The following is a 17,423-nucleotide window of genomic DNA, read 5'->3' on the forward strand; positions in this document are numbered from 1 at the left end:
AGCGCTGCCGTCATTGCGACATCGCTACGGAGCTGCGAGCGTCGCACGTCTTCCCGGCCGCCATAGGACGACGCCCGCCGCGACGAGATCCAGCACGACGCAAAGCGCGAAGGCCGTCGTGTAGTTGCCGGTGAAACTGCGCACGAGGCCGACGATGCCGGGGCCGAAGGCGCTGACGATGCCGCTGATCGACGTGCCCAATCCCATCGCGGCGGCGAAAGCGGCAGCACCGATCTCGCGCTGGATGATCAACGGCGGGAACGTGATCATGTTGCCGATGGAGAAGCCGTAGACGGCGCAGCATAGGAACAGCACGGTCGGGCTCGTGCTTTGGAGAAGCACGAACAGAGCCGCAGCCTGACTCGTCATCGACGCCGCGCAGGCAAGCCGCGGATCGAGCCGGTCGACGAACAGGCCAAGCGACAGGCGGCCGACCACCGCCATTGCCGCCATGACGGTGACCGCAAGGCCGGCGCTGGCGCGGCCGATCAGCGGCTCGAGAAACGTCACCTGGTGAATGATGAATCCCATCTGCGCCAGAAGCGCGATCGCGATCGGCAGCACCATGGTCCAGAACGCCGCGTTGGCGAGCAGCGTCTTGCGGGAATGGGCTGGTGCGGCCATGCCGGCGGACGAACGGTCGCCCGATGCAGGCGAGATCCGCGTCGGCCAGCCGATGAAGATCACGACCACCGGTAACACCAGCACCACCATCGCCATCGTGGCAGCCAGCATGGCGGACCGGAAGCCGATGCTTGCGCTCAACGTCAGCAGCAGTGGAACGAGAACGATGCCGCCGCAGGTCGCGCCGTTGAAAGCGAGGCTGAGCGCGAGTCCGCGGCGGCGTTCGAACCAGGAGTTCAGCACGGTGGCGATCACCACGGTGCCCATGCCGGTCCAGCCGAGCGACATCAGCGCATAGGCGAGATAAAGCTGCCAGGGCGTCTGCATCAACGCCAGCAGCACGGTCGAAGCGCCGAGCGCCGACAGGCCACACAGGATCAGCGACCGCAGCCCGATGCGGGCGAGCAGATCGTCGGTGAAGATGACAAGCACGGAGGTCAGGAGAAACGAGAAGGTGCTGGCCGCGGAGACCAGCGTGCCCGGCCAGCCATGGGCGCGCTGGAGCTCGGCGAGATAGACGCCCTGGCCGTAGAGGCCGAAGCCGAACATGAAGAAGGCCATCAGGAAACAGGCCAGCACCACGCGCCAGCCGCGATAATGCAGCGAGGATTCGTCAACGCCCGCTACGTCGATCATCGATCGAGCAATCGGCCAAAGGGAACGGCATCAGGCGCGATCGTGCACTACAACCAACGGTTTTTCAAATGAAACTTTGTAGCTATTTCTTGCAATGCGCAACTACACATGAGGAGCGATACGACCGGCATGATCCACAACGGGCGCGGTTCCCGAATGGGAGAGAGCCGTGGCGGCGGTGCCGGGCCCTCGAAAGGCCGGTCCCGAAAAGGTCGAGCGGCAGGATTGGCACGCCTGCAAGATGATGTAGGCTGACGCTTGCGAGACTCGCCAACGACAAGCGTCGCGGCGACCGCGGGGGCTCACATGTCGAATGGCAATATCGTCGTCGCCGAAGAGCGCGGAACGCGCGTGATCACCCTGCGCCGCCCGAGCAAGAAGAACGCGATCACGCAAGACATGTATCGCGAGATGGGTCGCGCGATCGATACCGCGCAGAACAATCCCGACATCCGCTGCATGATCATCACCGGCGGCTCCGGCGTATTTACCGCCGGCGACGACATCGATGACTTCATGCAGGCCGAGTCGAATTCCGAGACGCTGTCGGACGGCGTGAAGTTTCTCTATTCGCTCGCCCTCAACGTCAAGCCGGTCATCGCGGCCGTGGATGGCGCCTCGATCGGCATGGGCACCGTGATGCTATTCCACTGCGACTATGTGCTCGCCTCGAACGCTGCGACCTTCTCCGCGCCCTACATCCATCTCGGGCTCGTTCCGGTTGGCTCAGCCAGCCTCTTGATGCCGAACACGATGGGCTATCAGCGCGCCTTCGCGATGCTGGTGATGGGCCGAACTTTCACAGCCGCAGAGGCGCATGCCGCCGGCTTCGTCAACACGGTGGTCTCGCCGGGACATACCGAGGTCGAGGCGCGCAAGGTGGCGCGCGAGATCTGCCGGCTGCCCGCCGAGGCGGTCGCAACCTCGCGCAGGCTGCTGCGCGCCGCACCGGAAGAACTCACCCGCCGCATCGACCTGGAAGGCCACCTGTTCGGCGAGCGGTTGCAGTCGGACGAAGCGATTGCCGCGTTCAATGCGTTTGCGAACCGAAAGAAGCGGTGAGGCTGTCATTCCGGGACGCGACAAAGTCGCGAGCCCGGAATCCATCAGCCGCAGAGTTCGTGGATGAATGGATTCCGGGCTCGCGCTTCGCGCACCCCGGAATGACGAGGACAGCGAGAACTTTCGTGAAATCTTCGCGCGGAACGATTAATCTTGTTCCATGCGACATCTTCTCCGCCTCACCGCCCTCACGCTTGCCCTCGCCGCCCTCCCCGCCTCGGCCCAGACCGCCGCGCCGGTCGAGCTGCGCATTCTCGCGATCAACGATTTCCACGGCAATCTGCGCCCGCCGCCGAGCGGCATCCGGATCGGTGATCCCGAGGACAAGAGCAAGAGGGTGACGGTCGCGGCCGGCGGCGCGGAGTACATGGCGACGCTGGTGAAGCAGCTGCGCGAGGGGCACAAGAATACGATCTTCGTCGCCGCCGGCGACCTGATCGGCGCGAGCCCGTTCCTGTCGGCAATGTTTCACGACGAGCCGTCGGTCGAGGCGCTCTCGATGATGGGACTAGCGATCACCTCGGTCGGCAATCACGAGTTCGACGAAGGCAAGACCGAGCTCCTGCGGATGCAGAACGGCGGCTGCCATCCGGTCGACGGCTGCCAGGGGCCGCATCCCTTCACGGGCGCCAAATTCAACTATCTCGCGGCTTCGACCATCGAGACCGCGACGGGCAAAAGCGTGCTGCCGCCCTACGAGATCAGGGAGTTCGACGGCATCCCCGTCGCCTTCATCGGGCTGACCTTGAAAGAGACCGCGGGCATCGTCTCGCCCTCAGGCATCGCCGGGCTCGAATTCCGCGACGAAGCCGAGACGGTGAATGCGCTGGTGCCGCAGCTGAAGGCGCGTGGCGTCGAGGCGATCGTGGTGCTGATCCACCAGGGTGGCGAGCCGACCGGCGACTACAATGCCTGCCCTGCCATTACGGGGCCGATCGTCGACATCGTCAAAAAATTCGACCGCTCCGTCGACGTCGTCGTCAGCGGCCACACCCACCGCGCCTATGTCTGCGATATCGACGGCCGGCTCGTTACCAGCGGCGACAAATACGGCACGCTGGTCACCGCGATCGACCTCAAGCTCGATCCGGCAACCCGCGACATCGTCAGCGCCAGCGGCGAGAACGTCATCGTCGCCAATGCCTCGCTGACGAAGGATCCCGTACAGACTGCGCTGATCGACGCCTATGAGAAGCTGTCGGCGCCGATCGCCAATCGCCCGGCCGGATCGGTGACGCAGACGCTGTCGCGCGTGCCGAACGAGGCTGGCGAAAGCCCGCTCGGCGACGTCATTGCGGATGCGCAGCTCGCCGCGACCAAGGATACCAGGGATGGCAGCGCTGTCATCGCGCTTACCAATCCCGGCGGCATCCGCACCGACATCGTCCCGAAGGAGAACGGCGCCATATCTTTCGGCGATGTTTTCGCGAGTCAGCCGTTCCGCAACCGCCTCGTCACCATGACGCTCACAGGCAGCCAGCTCAAGGACATGCTGGAGCAGCAATGGCTCGATCCGAAGCGGCCGCGGATTCTCCAGGTCTCCAACGGGTTCAGCTACACCTGGAACGCGGCGAAGCCGTTCGGCGAGCGCGTGATGGGTGAGAAGATGGCGCTCAACGGCAGGCCGATCGAACCTGGAAGCGGCTACCGCGTCACCGTCAACGATTACCTCGCCGTCGGCGGCGACGGTTTTACGGCCGCCAAAGAAGGTACGGCGCCGCAATATGGCGGCTACGACGCGGACGCGCTGTTCGCCTTCTTCAGGGCGCACGGACCGATCGGTCCGCTGCCGCCCACCCGTATCCTGCGCGTGAATTGATCCGGATCAAACGGACTTGTCCGGGACCGCCCTTTGCCATTCCCGCCCGAGCGCATAGATTGCGTTTTGCATTGCGTTTTGGCTCTGGATGCGCCAAGCGACGCCGAGAGCCCATTCCCTGTGAGGCCGACCTGATGAGCACGCTTCTCCTCTCCCACAAGGCCTGCCTCGACCACGTCACGCCCCCGGGACACCCTGAAAGGCCCGACCGCCTGCGGGCGGTGGAGGAAGCGCTGTCGCACGAGCGCTTCCAGTTCCTGGTGCGCGACCAGGCACCGGAAGGCGATCTCGACCTCGTCACGCTCTGCCACAACGAGCATTACGTCACCGAGCTGCGCCACATCGCGCCGACCAGCGGTCAGGTCTATGTCGACAGCGACACGTCGATGTCGCCCGGCACGTGGGAAGCGGTGATGCGCGGCGTCGGCGGCGCGGTGGCTGCGACCGAAGCGGTGATGAATGGCCTGCATCGCAACGCCTTCGTCGCGGTGCGCCCGCCCGGACACCACGCCGAGATCGGCAAGCCAATGGGCTTCTGCTTCTTCGACAATGTCGCGATCGCCGCGCGTCATGCGCAGCGCAAATACGGCATCAAGCGTGCGGCCATCGTCGATTTCGACGTGCATCACGGCAACGGCACACAGGACATCTTCTGGTCCGATCCGACCGTGATGTACTGCTCGACACATCAGATGCCGTTGTTTCCGGGCACCGGGGCGAAGGGCGAGCGCGGCGACCACGACACCATCGTCAATGCGCCACTCGCTTCGGAAGATGGCGGCCCCGAATTCCGCTCTGCGTTCGAGAATCTGATCCTGCCGCAACTGGAAAAATTCAGCCCCGAGCTTCTCATCGTCTCCGCGGGATTCGATGCGCATTACCGCGATCCGCTGGCCTCGCTGAATTTGCGCGCGGAGGACTACACCTGGGTCACGCGTAAGCTGATGGACCTTGCCGACAAGACCGCGGAGGGCCGCATTGTTTCGGTGCTCGAGGGCGGCTATGATCTGCAAGGATTGAAAGAATCTGTTACGGCGCATGTCGGCGCCCTCATGGGCGCTTGACGCACCCGCCACATTACGCCCGCAAAACTATGCTTTTTCTCACGAGAAGCGAGTCGGGCAATCGGAAACTTAGAAACTTATATGGCCGAAAATACCCAAATCGACGTCTCCAGGCTCACCTTCGAACGCGCCATCGAGGAGCTCGAAACGATCGTGAAGCGGCTCGAGGACGGCAAGGTGCCGCTCGAGGAATCCGTGACGATCTACGAGCGCGGCGAGGCGCTGAAGCGCCGCTGCGAGGAATTGTTGCGTCAGGCCGAGGCGCGCGTCGACAAGATCACCACTGATGCCAGCGGACAGGCCACCGGCACCGCACCGCTCGACGTGCAGTAGGGTCCCCTTCAAAGCCGCACGCCCCGAGCATCGACCATCTGCGTTTTTTCATGATCGCACGCCGCTGTTTGCGCTCACGCGCTCGGTGGCCAAGTACGAAGATCGACGAGTTCCCCGGCCGAGGCTTCTCGGCGTCGCGAATCTCGCCAAAAACGGCCTTCCTCCCGCCCAAAATGCTGCCGAGGAACCGGGCACGCCTGGAACCCCTCCGCTGACGCCACGATTAACCAAGCTGGCCCGCGAGTTGCACGCGCATGCCCGCAATTGGCCCTGCGGGTTGGCTTTGGCCCAAGCTTTGGTGTAAAGCTGCGCGCAGTGTGGCTTTTTGTAAGCCTTGCGTGGGCATCAATTACCGACGGCAAGCGCTTCAAACTGCTAGTGAAATTGGTTGGGACGGACGAAGCCGATCTAAGTGACAGGGATCACAGAGACTGAACCGGGGCGCACGTAAGCTCACCTAAGCTTGAACACGGGGCTCGGCCCCATGCAGGTGGCTCCGACGGTTTAAGGACTCGCGCTGCGCCGATATTGTGCAAACCCATCGCGCACCGGAACGATCTTCCGGCGCTGACAAATTGGAAATCGCCGTGAACGCATACAGTAAAACGCCGCTTCTCGACACCATCCGGACGCCGGATGACCTGCGCAAGCTCAAGATCGAGCAGGTTCGCCAGGTCGCCGACGAGCTGCGGCAGGAGACCATCGATGCTGTCTCGGTGACCGGCGGTCACTTCGGCGCGGGCCTAGGCGTTGTCGAGCTCACCACCGCGATCCACTACGTCTTCGACACGCCGCGCGACCGGCTGATCTGGGACGTCGGCCACCAAGCCTATCCGCACAAGATCCTCACCGGCCGGCGCGATCGCATCCGCACGCTGCGCACCGGCGGCGGCCTGTCCGGCTTCACCAAGCGTAGCGAGAGCGACTACGATCCATTCGGCGCCGCGCATTCCTCGACCTCGATCTCCGCCGGCCTCGGCATGGCGGTGGCGCGCGACCTCTCCGGCGGCAAGAACAACGTTATTGCAGTGATCGGTGACGGCGCGATGTCGGCGGGCATGGCTTACGAGGCCATGAACAATGCCGGCGCGATGAACTCGCGCCTGATCGTCATCCTCAACGACAACGACATGTCGATCGCCCCGCCGGTCGGCGCCATGAGCGCCTATCTGTCGCGGCTTTATTCCGGCAAGACCTATCGCACGCTGCGCGAGGCCGCCAAGCAGATCAACCAGCGGTTGCCCAAGATCATCGCCAACCGCGCCAACCGCGTCGAAGAATATTCCCGCGGCTTCATGATGGACGGTGGCACGCTGTTCGAGGAACTCGGCTTCTATTACGTCGGCCCCATCGACGGCCATAATCTCGACCATCTGCTGCCCGTGCTGAAGAACGTCCGCGACATGGAGACCGGCCCGATCCTGGTCCACGTCGTGACGCAGAAGGGCAAGGGCTACGGCCCGGCGGAAGCCTCCGCCGACAAGTACCACGCCGTCGTCAAGTTCGACGTCGCGACCGGCACCCAGGCCAAGGCCAAGCCGAACGCGCCGGCCTACCAGAACGTGTTCGGCCAGAGCCTCGTCAAGGAAGCCGAGAAGGATGACAAGATCGTCGCTATCACCGCGGCGATGCCGTCCGGCACCGGCGTCGACATCTTCAACAAGGCGTTCCCGGACCGCACCTTCGATGTCGGCATCGCCGAGCAGCACGCGGTGACGTTCGCCGCCGGTCTTGCGAGCGAAGGCTACAAGCCGTTCTGCGCGATCTACTCGACCTTCCTCCAGCGCGGCTACGACCAGATCGTGCATGACGTCGCGATCCAGAACCTGCCCGTGCGCTTCGCCATCGACCGCGCCGGCCTCGTCGGCGCCGATGGCGCGACGCATGCCGGCTCGTTCGACAACGCCTATCTCGGCTGTCTGCCGAACATGGTAATCATGGCTGCGGCCGATGAAGCCGATATGGTCCATATGGTCGCAACCCAGGTCGCGATCAACGACCGCCCCAGCGCGCTGCGCTATCCGCGCGGCGAAGGCCGCGGCATCGAGATGCCCGAAATCGGCATTCCCCTCGAGATCGGCAAGGGCCGCGTCATGCGCCAGGGCAGCAAGATCGCCCTGCTCTCGTTCGGCACACGCTTGGCCGAATGCGAGAAGGCGGCGGACGAGCTCGCAGCCCTCGGTCTCTCGACCACGATCGCGGATGCGCGCTTCATGAAGCCGCTCGACACCGAGCTGGTGCTCAAGCTCGCCCGTGACCACGAGATCCTGATCACGATCGAGGAAGGCGCGGTCGGCGGCTTCGGCTCGCATGTCGCGCAGTTCCTGACCGACCAGGGCGTGCTGGACACCGGCATGGTCAGGTTCCGCTCGATGGTGCTGCCCGACGTGTTCCAGGACCACGACACGCCGGCCGCGATGTACGGCCGCGCCGGTCTCGACGCCAAGGGCATCGTCGCCAAGGTGTTCGAGGCGCTCGGCAAAGACGTCAAGGCCGAGACGGTCAAGCTCGCCTAACGGCGAGCTTCGACCTACGGCGAAGCAGCGCGCCTTTCATGAAAATCTATCTGGCAGGCCCCGACGTGTTCCTGCCGGATGCGGTTGAGATCGGCCGGCAAAAGGTCGCAATCTGCGCTGCGCACGGGCTCAACGGCCTCTATCCGCTCGACAACGAGATCGACCTCACCGCGCCCGACGCCTCGCGGCAGATCTTTTGCGGCAACGAGGCGATGATGGAGAAGGCCGACGCCATCATCGCCAATCTTACGCCGTTCCGCGGTGCCGGCGCCGACCCCGGCACCGTCTACGAGCTCGGCTACATGGCCGGCCGCCGCAAGTTTTGCCTGGCCTATTCCAACGATGGCGCCGCCTATGCCGATCGCGTCGGCCGCTTCCTGGACGTGACCTCCGAGGACGGACGGCTGGTCGATGCACAGGGGCTGACGGTCGAGGATTTCGGCCTCGTCGACAACCTCATGATGATCCATGCGCTGGAGCTGCACGGCTGCCCGCTGGTGACGCCGGCGCAGATGCCGATTGACGTCTGGCACGATCTGGCCGCGTTCGAGGCTTGCGTCAGGATGGCGGCCGCGCGATTGATCGCTACATAGACGTTTCACTCGTCTTCCGGAGAGCCGATGTCCCCTGCCCGCAAACGTGCGGATGTGTTGCTGGTCGAGCGCGGCCTGTTCGAGAGCCGGGCGCGGGCGCGCGCGGCGATCGAGGCCGGGCTCGTCACCGCCGACGACAAGCAGGTCGCGAAACCGTCGGAGACGATCGCCGAGGACGCGGTGATCCAGGCTGAGCCTGCGCACCCTTACGTCTCCCGTGGCGGCGTCAAGCTTGCCGGCGCGCTGGAGCGCTACAGAATCGAGATCGAGGATCATATCTGCCTCGACGTTGGCGCCTCCACTGGCGGCTTCACCGAGGTGCTGCTGGCGAACGGTGCCAGCCTCGTGTTCGCGATCGATGTCGGCACCAGCCAGTTGCATTCCTCGCTGCGCAACCATCCCAAGATCGTGTCGATGGAGGAGACCGACATCCGCAGTTATGAGGGGAAGCGGCTGCCGGCGCGGCCCGATGTCGTCGTCATCGACGTCAGCTTCATCTCGCTCAAGACGGTGCTGCCCGTGGCGCTGTCGCTGGCAGCAGCGCCGATGAGCCTGCTGGCGCTGATCAAGCCGCAGTTCGAGGCCGAGCGAAAGCACAACAAGAAGGGCATCATCCGCGACGCCGCCGTGCATCAGGAGATCTGCAACGACATCACGGCTTTCGCCGCTTCGCTCGGCTGTACCGATATCGAGGTGTTCCCCTCGGCGATCACGGGCGGCGACGGCAACATCGAATTCTTTCTGGGCGCGCGCCGTGGTTGAGCGCGTGAGGATCGATCACGTCGGTCATCGCGGCGACGGCGTCTCGCTCGCCGCGGGCGATGCCGTCTATGTGCCCTACACGCTTGGCGGCGAGACCGTCGAAGTCGACCATGTCGCCGGCAACCACCCCGACCGCCGCAAGCTGCTCGCGGTCGATATCGCCAGCCCCGAACGCATCGCGCCGTTCTGTCCGCATTTCGGCATCTGCGGCGGCTGCGCCATCCAGCACTGGGCGCCCGCGCCGTACCATGCCTGGAAGCGCGGCATCGTGGTCGAGACGCTGACGCAGGCCGGCATCGACTGCGAGATGGCGCCGCTGGTGGATGCCCATGGCGCCGGCCGCCGCCGCGTCACGCTGCATGGCCGGTTCGGTACGCATGACGTGCTCAAGGTTGGCTTCTCGGCGGCAAGTTCGCACGACGTGATTCCGATCCATCGCTGCCCGATCCTCGATCCCGCACTCGACGGCGCGCTCGATGCCGCCTGGGCGCTCGCCGAACCCTTGACGTCGAAGATGCCAGTGACGAAGCCGCTGGACATCCAGGTCACCGCGACCGCCAACGGGCTCGATGTCGACGTGCGCGGCTCCGGCCCGCTGCCGACGCCGCTCGTCACGGCACTCTCGCGCGTCGCCGAGCAGCATCGCCTGGCGCGGCTGACGCGGCACGGCGAGCTGGTGCTGCAACGCCTGGTGCCGACGGTACGAATGGGCCGCGCCGAGGTGACGCTGCCGCCGGGCTCGTTTCTGCAAGCAACGGTCGCGGGCGAAGAGACGCTGGCGTCTCTCGTGGCCGAGCGCATCGGCAAGGCCAAGGAGGTGCTCGACCTCTTCTGCGGCGTGGGGCCGTTTGCGTTGAGGCTCGCCGAGAAGGCGCGCGTCACCGCCTATGACAGCGACGCCGGCGCGATCGCCGCCCTTGTGAAGGCTGCGCGCACGCCAGGGCTGAAGCCGATCAAGGCCGAACCGCGAGACCTGTTCCGCCGCCCGCTGGTGCCGCCGGAGCTGCGCGACTTCGACGCCGTGGTGTTCGATCCCCCGCGCCAGGGCGCGCAGGCGCAGGCGTTGAAACTCGCCGCGAGCAAGGTGCCGGTCGTGATCGCGGTGTCCTGCAACGCCGCCACCTTCGCCCGCGACGCGCGGCTACTGATCGACGGTGGCTACAAGATCGAGAGCGTCGTGCCGGTCGACCAGTTCCGCCACACCCCGCATATGGAACTGGTGGCGAAGTTCACGCGCTAGCGCCGAAGCCCGCCTAACGCGGGCGACTCGCCGGGCAGCAGCGACGAGTTGATGTCGCTGTCCATGCGCCCTGATTGCTGCTGAGTGAAACCAGCGCCGAACGACAGGCTGAGGTTGGACATCGGCTTGAACTCGATACCGGCAAACGCACCATAGCCCGGTGTGGCGCCGGAGGTGAGGGGGGCAAGCGAACTGCCAATGCCGTTGCCGTATTTCAGCGTGTCGAAACCGGCAAAGAACGTGACGGGCATGCCGGCCGCGGTCTTGGTGTTGTATCCGAACTGCGTGCCCTCATAAGAGAGCGCACTCGAATTGCTGGCCGGCGCGGTCTGGCTGAAGCCGCTCAAACCGAGGTTGCCGCGTTCGCTTCCCATAAAGAAACCAGGACGAAAACCGTAGTGACCGTCGGCACTGCCGGCATTGAAGCTTGGAAAGTTGCCGTAGGTATCGGAGCTCTGGCCGACACTACCGCCAAAGCCGAAAGACCCACCTGGCACCCAATACCTCATCGGCGCAACTTGCGCATGAACCGGTGCCCCGCCCAGGCAAAGCACCGCGAAGAGAGTTGCGAGACTGTATGAACCTATGAGGCTGGACATTCAGGTGACCGTCAAAAACCTCATGAGTTATACCCTCCGGATATCACGAATGCCAGCGGAGCGGCGCCGGGCACCGCGTCATCGAGTTCCAGGAATACGTCTTCTTGACACGTTGAACCTCCCCGGCGCCGGATCGACCCACGTACAGGACGTGCAAGCTCAGCTGTCACCTTGACCGGGAAGGCCTGGCGCAGTCCGGCAACGCGCAAAACTGCGCAAACGCTTGAAAATGCCCGATATAGCAATGGAGGCTGTCATGGAGGTCAATTCCGACAGGTTGAATGCCTTTATGGGCAAGATGGTCACCGAGTTCGGCGCGGCGATGAATGCATCGCTGGTCCTGCTCGGGGACAAGCTCGGTCTCTACCGTACCCTCGCCGCCAAGGGACCGATGAATTCATCCGAGCTTGCGAGCGCCACCGGAACGGCGGAGCGCTATGTCCGCGAATGGCTGTCGAGTCAGGCGGCGTCCGGTTACATCGAATACGATTCCGCTTCGGGAAAATTCTCGATGCTGCCGGAGCAGGCGATGGCGCTCGCCGATGAGGACAGCCCAGTCTTCCTCGGCGCGTTCGGCAACGTCATCGCGTCGGCGTTTCTCGACGAGCCGAAGATTTCGGACGCGTTCAAGAGCGGCAAGGGGGTGGGCTGGAACCGGCGCAGCGAGTGCCTGTTCTGCGGCACGGCCCGCTTCTTCCGCACCGGCTACATGCATCATCTGGTGCAGGAGTGGCTGCCCTCGCTCGATGGCGTCGTGGACAAGCTGAAGCGCGGCGCCAAGGTCGCCGATGTCGGCTGCGGGCACGGCGTCTCGACACGACTGATGGCGGAGGCTTTTCCGAACTCCCGCTTCTACGGGTTTGATTATCACGAGGGCTCGATCGAGGCCGCGCGAAAGGCGGCTACTGAGGCGAAGCTGGGGGACCGGGTCAGCTTCGCCGTTCACTCGGCCAAGACCTATCCGGCCGAAGGGTACGATCTCGTCTGCTTCTTCGATTGCCTGCACGACATGGGCGATCCTGTCGGCGCCATTAGTCACGTGCGCGAAACCATGGCGAAGGACGGCACCTGCATGCTGGTCGAACCGTTCGCAGGCGACCGCCTCGAAGACAACCTCAACCCGGTCGGGCGCGTCTATTATGCAGCATCGACCATGATCTGCACGCCGGCCTCACTCGATCAAGAAGTGGGCCTCGCGCTGGGCGCGCAAGCCGGTGAGGCAAGACTGCGCAAAGTCGCCAGCGAGGGTGGCCTGTCGCGCTTCCGGCGCGCCGCGGAAACACCCTTCAACCTCATTCTGGAAGCACGGGTCTGATCTCCATCACGCCGGGCGCAGGCATGCGGCCATGCCGATGCCGCAGCCGCGCCCGGCGCCGACATCCTTGCCTGGTTCGCGCCGCAACGTAAGCTGGCGATCGAACATGGCGGCGCGAGTCCGCCGGAATGGGAGGATGTCGATGAGATATCTTGGCCTGGCGCCGGCTGTGCTGTTCATTGTGACGATCGCGGGAGCCGGTCACGCCGTCGAGCCGACCCGCTTCGTACCGCGGAAGCCGGACGAACTCACTCCGCCGCAGAAGGAATGGGCGGATGCGATCGCGGTGCCCCGCGCAACGCCAAATTCACCAACCCGCCCTATCGCGCTTATATCCGCAACCCGGAGCTCGCGCCAAAGCTCTCGATGACACTGATCACGATGCAGGCGGAAGCACCGAACGACAGCGTTCCGCCGCTCGCCGCGAAATAGCCACGCCCACGCCGTTCATGCCGCACGATTCCCTGCTCACGCGCTTGACATCCGCCTTTGCCGAGGTGCCGGGCGTCGCGGCCATCGTGCTCGGCGGCTCGCGCGCGCGGGGCAGCGCGCAGCCCTCCTCCGACCATGACATCGGACTGTACTTTTCCGCGGCAGGCCCGCTCGATACGGATCGGCTGCTGGCGGCCACGAAGGAGATCGCCGACGATCCCGCCGCCACGGCCGTGACCCCGGTCGGGGAATGGGGTCCGTGGATCGTCGGCGGCGCCTGGCTTTCGGTGGAAGGCCGCAAGGTCGACCTGCTCTACCGCAACGCAGACGCGGTCGTAGCCGTGATGGAGTCCTGCCGCAGCGGCGTCGTCACCATGGATTACCAGCCCGGCCATCCGCACGGCTTCTGCTCGGCGATCTGGATGGGCGAGATCGCCTATTGCCAGCCAATGCACGATCCGCAGGCCCTGATCGCCCGGCTGAAATCGATCGCACTGCCCTATCCGCGGCCGCTGCGTGCGGCGCTGATCCAGCGCTTCCAGTGGGAAGTCCTGTTCGGTATCGAAAATGCCGAGATTGCCATCATGCACGACGAAAGGACCCATATCGCCGGATGCGCCTATCGGTCGCTCGCCTGTGTCGCGCAGGTTCTGTTCGCGCTGAACGACCGCTATCTGATCAACGAGAAGGGCGCGCTCCAAGAGGCAGCCCGCCTGCCGCTGACGATCCCGGACCTGGCGGAGCAGGCCAACGAGGTCTGGCGCCTGATCGGTGCCGGCGCCCTGGCGCCAGCCTGCGAGGTCCTGCGCAAGATCGACCAGCAATTGAAGCTATTGACATTTTGAAGGCATGGAGATCCCGGTGACACCTGACGATCCCGCAAATCGGCCGCGGTGCTGCGGATGGGGCGCGCCGCCTTCATGCGTCAGATTGATCTCGACTATCGGCGCAGCATCGCATGTGCAGTGGACGATTTCTGCAACGTCGCGACATCGAACGAAGCGCAGGAGGGTTTGAGAGCGTTCGTGGAGAAGCGGGCGCCGAGATGGCCGTAGGCCCCCGGGAGGCTGAAGCTCAGGCCGTCCTGTCCACCGAGGACGAATTATCGGCCGGCGGCAATTTCGTCACGGGCACCAGGAACGATTTGCTGCCGACCTGGAAGATAACTTTTCCGTTCTTCCCGTCGTCCGTCGATATCTGCGACTGTCCGAACATCACGACGTTCTTGTAGACGATACCGGTGCCCTGTCGGGTGATGCCGTCGATGGTGGTCGTCACCAGCGCCTCGTTGCCGGTGACGGAGACGACCCGGAAGCTTGCGCTCTTGTCATTGTCGGTCGAATAGCCGCCCCAGCTTCCGATGAGGCGGCTGTCGGAGGCCGGCGGCGCCTGTTTTTCGAGAGACGCACTCGCCTGACCACCGCCGGCGGAAAACACGAGCGCCGCGTCCTTGCCGTTCTTGGTCCCGATCGTGACCGAACCGAAACTGATGGTCGCACCGTCGACCGTGCCAAAGCCGCGCTCAGTGTGCCCGTTGTGGGTGTACTCGACCTGGGCCCGGGCCCCGCGGATGTTCACGACCTTGAAGCCGACGGCTTGGTTGTTTCCCGCCCAATTGCCCTTCCATTCACCGAGCAGGTTGCTCTGGTGATAGATTCGCTCGTTGGCCGGAGAAATCTGGCTGGTGCTCTGCGCGACGATGGCCATGGTCTGCTCGGTGGACGGGTTCGACGACCCCGCTTCGTTCGTGCACCTGTCAACAACGCCAGGACACGGATTGGAAACAAACAGAAACAGCGGGATTAGGGTCACGCGCCGGTTAACGAGGGGTTAAATTCAACCACCGGGCGCGATGAGGCGAAAGGTCTCACACGGGGTAGCGCGGATCAGCGCCCCCAGCGGTCCGACCAGATCTTCTCGCCGATCATGCAGTTGACCCGCGGCTCCTTGTCGGCAACGCGCGTCACGGAGCGCTCCGGCGTGCGGCCCGCGACTTCCATCAGGAGCTTCGTGCGAATCGCTTCCTTGAACTTGTCGCGCTCTTTGATCGTGATGACGAAGGAGCCGGGACCGCCGACGACGCAGTCCTCGTAGTAATAGTCGAGATTGTCGATATCCATGGTCGAATAGGACGGCTCCTTGACCATGATCGGCAGGCCGTTGATGACGATGCCCTTCTCGAGCGCGGCGTCGCGCGCCGTCGTGACCGGGCCGCCATTGTTGTTGGGGCCGTCGCCGGAAATGTCGATCACGCGGCGCAAGCCGCGATAGGGATCCTCGTCGAACAACGGCATCGCGAACGTGATCGCGCCGGAGATCGAGGTGCGCGAGGCGCGCCGGATCGGCGTCTTCAGGATTTCGGCGGCGACCGCGTCCGCCGTCTCCGGTCCGTCGACCAGCCGCCACGGGATGATGATCTTCTGGTCGCTGGAAGCGGCCCATTCGAAATAAGTCACCGCGATCCGGCCGTTCGGCCCGAGCTTCAGCGCCTGGAGGAATTCCTTCGACTGGATCGCCTGCGCATAGCCTTCGCGCTGGATCGCGAGTTCGTCCATGTCCATGGAGTACGAGACGTCGACCGCGAGGACCAGCTCGACATCGACCGTCTGCGCGTCCCTGTCGGCCGCTAGCCGTTGTGGCGGATTCCTGCCCGGTTCAAATTTAGGCCCTGGTGCCGCGATGCCCGCGACGTCGCCTCCGGCGAGCACGCCGGCCACCAGCACAGCCCCGATCGAGAACAGCATGCGCATCGCAGTCTCCCGTCGTATGACGCGATGGTGACATGCAATCGCCTTGCCGGAAAGTCCGAAGATCGCTTGCGCTTCACATTCGAGTTAAGAATAGAATCTGTGAGTTAGGAATTTGCGCACTTTGCGCAAAGCTGCCGCCGTGTTGCCGCGCTCGCGCCGCTGGAACACGCGCAATCCCGCGCCGTCATTCCGGCGCGTCCGGCAGCATCGAGGCTGGAATGACGACTCGAGGGACAGATCTTCCCCTCCCACTTGTCCGGTGCGATTTCCATGCTAGGCTGGACGTACGGATGGGGATGGAGTCCCCCGACAACCGCCCGTCGGCCGATGACCGTAGTGGGCTGATGACTCCTGCTTGAGGTGGGGCAGTTTTTGAGCCTCTGCCTTCGGCGGGAGCCTGGATAAACCCGCCGCTGGCGGGTTTTTTGTTGCCCGGAAACGAAGGCCAGGAGAAGGCGTGACGACGACGACACCGAATGCTGCGCGCGCCAAGCTGCCCAGGGGGATTTGGGTGCTCGGCTTCGTCTCGATGCTGATGGACGTCTCCTCCGAGATGATCCACGCTCTGCTGCCGGTCTATCTCGTCACCGTGCTGGGGGCCTCCACACTCACGGTTGGCTTCATCGAGGGCATTGCCGAAGCGACCGCCTCGATCACGAAAATCTTCTCTGGCGCGATGTCCGACTGGCTCGGCCGGCGCAAGCTCCTCGCAGCGCTCGGCTACGGGCTAGCCGCGCTGACAAAGCCGCTGTTCCCGCTTGCCCCCAGCGTCGGATGGCTGGTTGCCGCGCGCTTCATTGACCGCGTCGGCAAGGGTATTCGCGGCGCGCCGCGCGACGCGCTGATCGCCGATATCGCGCCTGCCCGACTGCGCGGCGCGAGCTTCGGCCTGCGGCAGTCGCTCGACACCATCGGCGCGTTCGTCGGACCGCTCGTTGCGATCGGACTGATGTGGTGGACGGCGGACAATTTTGCCGCCGTGTTCTGGGTGGCAGTGCTGCCGGCGTTCCTGTCGTTCGGCCTGATCGCGTTCGCGGTGAACGAGCCGGAGCCAGACCCTGGTCGTGAGCCACCGAAAAATCCGCTGAACGCCGCCGCGATGCGGCAGCTTGGATCCGTGTACTGGCGTGTCGTCGCGATCGGAATCGCCTTCACGCTGGCGCGCTTCAGCGAGGCCTTTCTGATCCTGCGCGCGCAGAACATCGGGCTCAATGCGATGTGGGTGCCGGCGGTGTTGGTGCTGATGAACGTGGTCTATGCCCTGTCGGCCTATCCGGCCGGCGTACTGTCGGACCGGATCAACCGGACCGGCGTGCTCGCGCTCGGCCTCGTCTTCCTCGCCGGCGCCGATCTCGCGCTCGCGCTGTTGCCGAACCTAGCGGGCCTCGCGCTCGGCGTCGTGCTGTGGGGGCTGCATATGGGATTGACTCAAGGCCTGCTGTCGGCCCTCGTCGCCGACGCCGCGCCGCCGAGCCTGCGCGGCACCGCATTCGGCTATTTCAACCTGTTCACCGGACTTGCCTTGCTGGCCGCGAGCGTGATCGCCGGCGCGATGTGGGATGCCTATGGACCGGCGGCCACGTTTTTGGCCGGGCTCGGCTTCGCGCTGGTCGCGCTCGCAGGGCTGCTCGCCGTCGGCAACGGCCTGGCAGCGGAGAACAGATGATGGTGGGGGATC

The 17,423-nt window shown here is 64.6% G+C and carries 17 protein-coding genes and 1 riboswitch; of the genes, 12 read left to right on the top strand and 5 right to left on the bottom strand.

What is annotated here, in order from left to right; all coding sequences use genetic code 11:
• Window positions 1–24 precede the first annotated feature (24 nt).
• The gene (locus tag IVA80_RS12095; RefSeq protein ID WP_247429605.1) at window positions 25–1,260 is read right to left on the bottom strand and encodes an MFS transporter; all 1,236 of its coding nucleotides are present in this window, start codon (window positions 1,258–1,260) and stop codon (window positions 25–27) included.
• A 306-nt stretch (window positions 1,261–1,566) separates the two neighbouring features.
• On the opposite strand from IVA80_RS12095, the gene IVA80_RS12100 reads away from it, so the two are divergent.
• The 8 genes from IVA80_RS12100 to IVA80_RS12135 all read left to right on the top strand — a co-directional run bounded on the left by IVA80_RS12100 (window position 1,567) and on the right by IVA80_RS12135 (window position 10,649).
• A complete protein-coding gene (locus IVA80_RS12100) occupies window positions 1,567–2,322 on the top strand; it encodes an enoyl-CoA hydratase-related protein (RefSeq protein WP_247429607.1) in 756 nt (251 codons plus the stop codon).
• Between the two features lie 160 nt (window positions 2,323–2,482).
• A complete protein-coding gene (locus IVA80_RS12105) occupies window positions 2,483–4,141 on the top strand; it encodes a bifunctional metallophosphatase/5'-nucleotidase (protein WP_247429609.1) in 1,659 nt (552 codons plus the stop codon).
• A 134-nt stretch (window positions 4,142–4,275) separates the two neighbouring features.
• The gene (locus IVA80_RS12110) at window positions 4,276–5,205 is read left to right on the top strand and encodes a histone deacetylase family protein (RefSeq protein ID WP_247429611.1); all 930 of its coding nucleotides are present in this window, start codon (window positions 4,276–4,278) and stop codon (window positions 5,203–5,205) included.
• Window positions 5,206–5,286: 81 nt separating this feature from the next.
• Entirely contained in the window at window positions 5,287–5,538 is a 252-nt protein-coding gene (locus IVA80_RS12115; RefSeq protein ID WP_027516568.1) for an exodeoxyribonuclease VII small subunit, read from the top strand.
• 587 nt (window positions 5,539–6,125) lie between these two features.
• Window positions 6,126–8,054: a 1-deoxy-D-xylulose-5-phosphate synthase gene (gene dxs, locus IVA80_RS12120; protein WP_247429613.1), complete on the top strand. Its 1,929-nt coding sequence runs from the start codon at window positions 6,126–6,128 to the stop codon at window positions 8,052–8,054.
• 38 nt (window positions 8,055–8,092) lie between these two features.
• Window positions 8,093–8,647 carry a nucleoside 2-deoxyribosyltransferase gene (locus IVA80_RS12125; protein WP_247429616.1) on the top strand — a complete coding sequence of 185 codons (555 nt, stop codon included), beginning with the start codon at window positions 8,093–8,095 and terminating at the stop codon, window positions 8,645–8,647.
• 27 nt (window positions 8,648–8,674) lie between these two features.
• Window positions 8,675–9,409: a TlyA family RNA methyltransferase gene (locus tag IVA80_RS12130; RefSeq protein ID WP_247429619.1), complete on the top strand. Its 735-nt coding sequence runs from the start codon at window positions 8,675–8,677 to the stop codon at window positions 9,407–9,409.
• A complete protein-coding gene (locus IVA80_RS12135) occupies window positions 9,402–10,649 on the top strand; it encodes a methyltransferase (protein ID WP_247429621.1) in 1,248 nt (415 codons plus the stop codon). Before IVA80_RS12130 ends, IVA80_RS12135 begins: the two co-directional genes overlap by 8 nt.
• Here IVA80_RS12135 and IVA80_RS12140 read toward each other — a convergent pair.
• The gene (locus IVA80_RS12140) at window positions 10,646–11,248 is read right to left on the bottom strand and encodes a hypothetical protein (RefSeq protein ID WP_247429623.1); all 603 of its coding nucleotides are present in this window, start codon (window positions 11,246–11,248) and stop codon (window positions 10,646–10,648) included. The two genes, IVA80_RS12135 and IVA80_RS12140, sit on opposite strands and share 4 nt — an antisense overlap.
• Window positions 11,249–11,504: 256 nt before the next feature.
• Here IVA80_RS12140 and IVA80_RS12145 point away from each other — a divergent pair, with 256 nt between their 5' ends.
• Complete coding sequence (locus IVA80_RS12145) at window positions 11,505–12,563, top strand: class I SAM-dependent methyltransferase (protein WP_247429625.1); 1,059 nt, start codon at window positions 11,505–11,507, stop codon at window positions 12,561–12,563.
• Window positions 12,564–12,569: 6 nt separating this feature from the next.
• Here IVA80_RS12145 and IVA80_RS12150 read toward each other — a convergent pair whose 3' ends face one another.
• Window positions 12,570–12,743 (bottom strand): hypothetical protein, encoded by a 174-nt coding sequence (locus IVA80_RS12150; protein ID WP_247429628.1) that lies wholly within the window; start codon window positions 12,741–12,743, stop codon window positions 12,570–12,572.
• An 87-nt stretch (window positions 12,744–12,830) separates the two neighbouring features.
• On the opposite strand from IVA80_RS12150, the gene IVA80_RS12155 reads away from it, so the two are divergent.
• A complete protein-coding gene (locus tag IVA80_RS12155) occupies window positions 12,831–12,995 on the top strand; it encodes a hypothetical protein (protein WP_247429630.1) in 165 nt (54 codons plus the stop codon).
• A 17-nt stretch (window positions 12,996–13,012) separates the two neighbouring features.
• Window positions 13,013–13,840: a nucleotidyltransferase domain-containing protein gene (locus IVA80_RS12160; protein ID WP_247429632.1), complete on the top strand. Its 828-nt coding sequence runs from the start codon at window positions 13,013–13,015 to the stop codon at window positions 13,838–13,840.
• A 229-nt stretch (window positions 13,841–14,069) separates the two neighbouring features.
• On the opposite strand, the gene IVA80_RS12165 is transcribed toward IVA80_RS12160, so the two are convergent.
• Window positions 14,070–14,702, bottom strand: coding sequence for a hypothetical protein (locus tag IVA80_RS12165; RefSeq protein ID WP_247429634.1), 633 nt, complete (start codon window positions 14,700–14,702; stop codon window positions 14,070–14,072).
• Window positions 14,703–14,881: 179 nt separating this feature from the next.
• The gene (locus tag IVA80_RS12170) at window positions 14,882–15,745 is read right to left on the bottom strand and encodes a DUF1194 domain-containing protein (protein WP_247429636.1); all 864 of its coding nucleotides are present in this window, start codon (window positions 15,743–15,745) and stop codon (window positions 14,882–14,884) included.
• Between the two features lie 283 nt (window positions 15,746–16,028).
• Window positions 16,029–16,106, top strand: a riboswitch (Fluoride riboswitch).
• A gap of 96 nt (window positions 16,107–16,202) precedes the next feature.
• Between IVA80_RS12170 and IVA80_RS12175 the strand changes: the two genes are divergently transcribed.
• Window positions 16,203–17,411: an MFS transporter gene (locus IVA80_RS12175; RefSeq protein WP_247429638.1), complete on the top strand. Its 1,209-nt coding sequence runs from the start codon at window positions 16,203–16,205 to the stop codon at window positions 17,409–17,411.
• Window positions 17,412–17,423 lie beyond the last annotated feature (12 nt).

The organism is Bradyrhizobium sp. 139 (assembly GCF_023074175.1).
Taxonomy (GTDB): Bacteria; Pseudomonadota; Alphaproteobacteria; order Rhizobiales; family Xanthobacteraceae; genus Bradyrhizobium.

Bases quoted from the DNA above. Each gene is read 5' to 3' on its own strand.
- IVA80_RS12095 (WP_247429605.1), bottom strand. From the start codon at position 1,260: ATGATCGACGTAGCGGGCGTTGACGAATCCTCGCTGCATTATCGCGGC.
- IVA80_RS12100 (WP_247429607.1), top strand. From the start codon at position 1,567: ATGTCGAATGGCAATATCGTCGTCGCCGAAGAGCGCGGAACGCGCGTG.
- IVA80_RS12105 (WP_247429609.1), top strand. From the start codon at position 2,483: ATGCGACATCTTCTCCGCCTCACCGCCCTCACGCTTGCCCTCGCCGCC.
- IVA80_RS12110 (WP_247429611.1), top strand. From the start codon at position 4,276: ATGAGCACGCTTCTCCTCTCCCACAAGGCCTGCCTCGACCACGTCACG.
- IVA80_RS12115 (WP_027516568.1), top strand. From the start codon at position 5,287: ATGGCCGAAAATACCCAAATCGACGTCTCCAGGCTCACCTTCGAACGC.
- IVA80_RS12125 (WP_247429616.1), top strand. From the start codon at position 8,093: ATGAAAATCTATCTGGCAGGCCCCGACGTGTTCCTGCCGGATGCGGTT.
- IVA80_RS12130 (WP_247429619.1), top strand. From the start codon at position 8,675: ATGTCCCCTGCCCGCAAACGTGCGGATGTGTTGCTGGTCGAGCGCGGC.
- IVA80_RS12140 (WP_247429623.1), bottom strand. From the start codon at position 11,248: ATGTCCAGCCTCATAGGTTCATACAGTCTCGCAACTCTCTTCGCGGTG.
- IVA80_RS12145 (WP_247429625.1), top strand. From the start codon at position 11,505: ATGGAGGTCAATTCCGACAGGTTGAATGCCTTTATGGGCAAGATGGTC.
- IVA80_RS12150 (WP_247429628.1), bottom strand. From the start codon at position 12,743: ATGAACAGCACAGCCGGCGCCAGGCCAAGATATCTCATCGACATCCTC.
- IVA80_RS12155 (WP_247429630.1), top strand. From the start codon at position 12,831: ATGGGCGGATGCGATCGCGGTGCCCCGCGCAACGCCAAATTCACCAAC.
- IVA80_RS12160 (WP_247429632.1), top strand. From the start codon at position 13,013: ATGCCGCACGATTCCCTGCTCACGCGCTTGACATCCGCCTTTGCCGAG.
- IVA80_RS12165 (WP_247429634.1), bottom strand. From the start codon at position 14,702: ATGGCCATCGTCGCGCAGAGCACCAGCCAGATTTCTCCGGCCAACGAG.
- IVA80_RS12170 (WP_247429636.1), bottom strand. From the start codon at position 15,745: ATGCGCATGCTGTTCTCGATCGGGGCTGTGCTGGTGGCCGGCGTGCTC.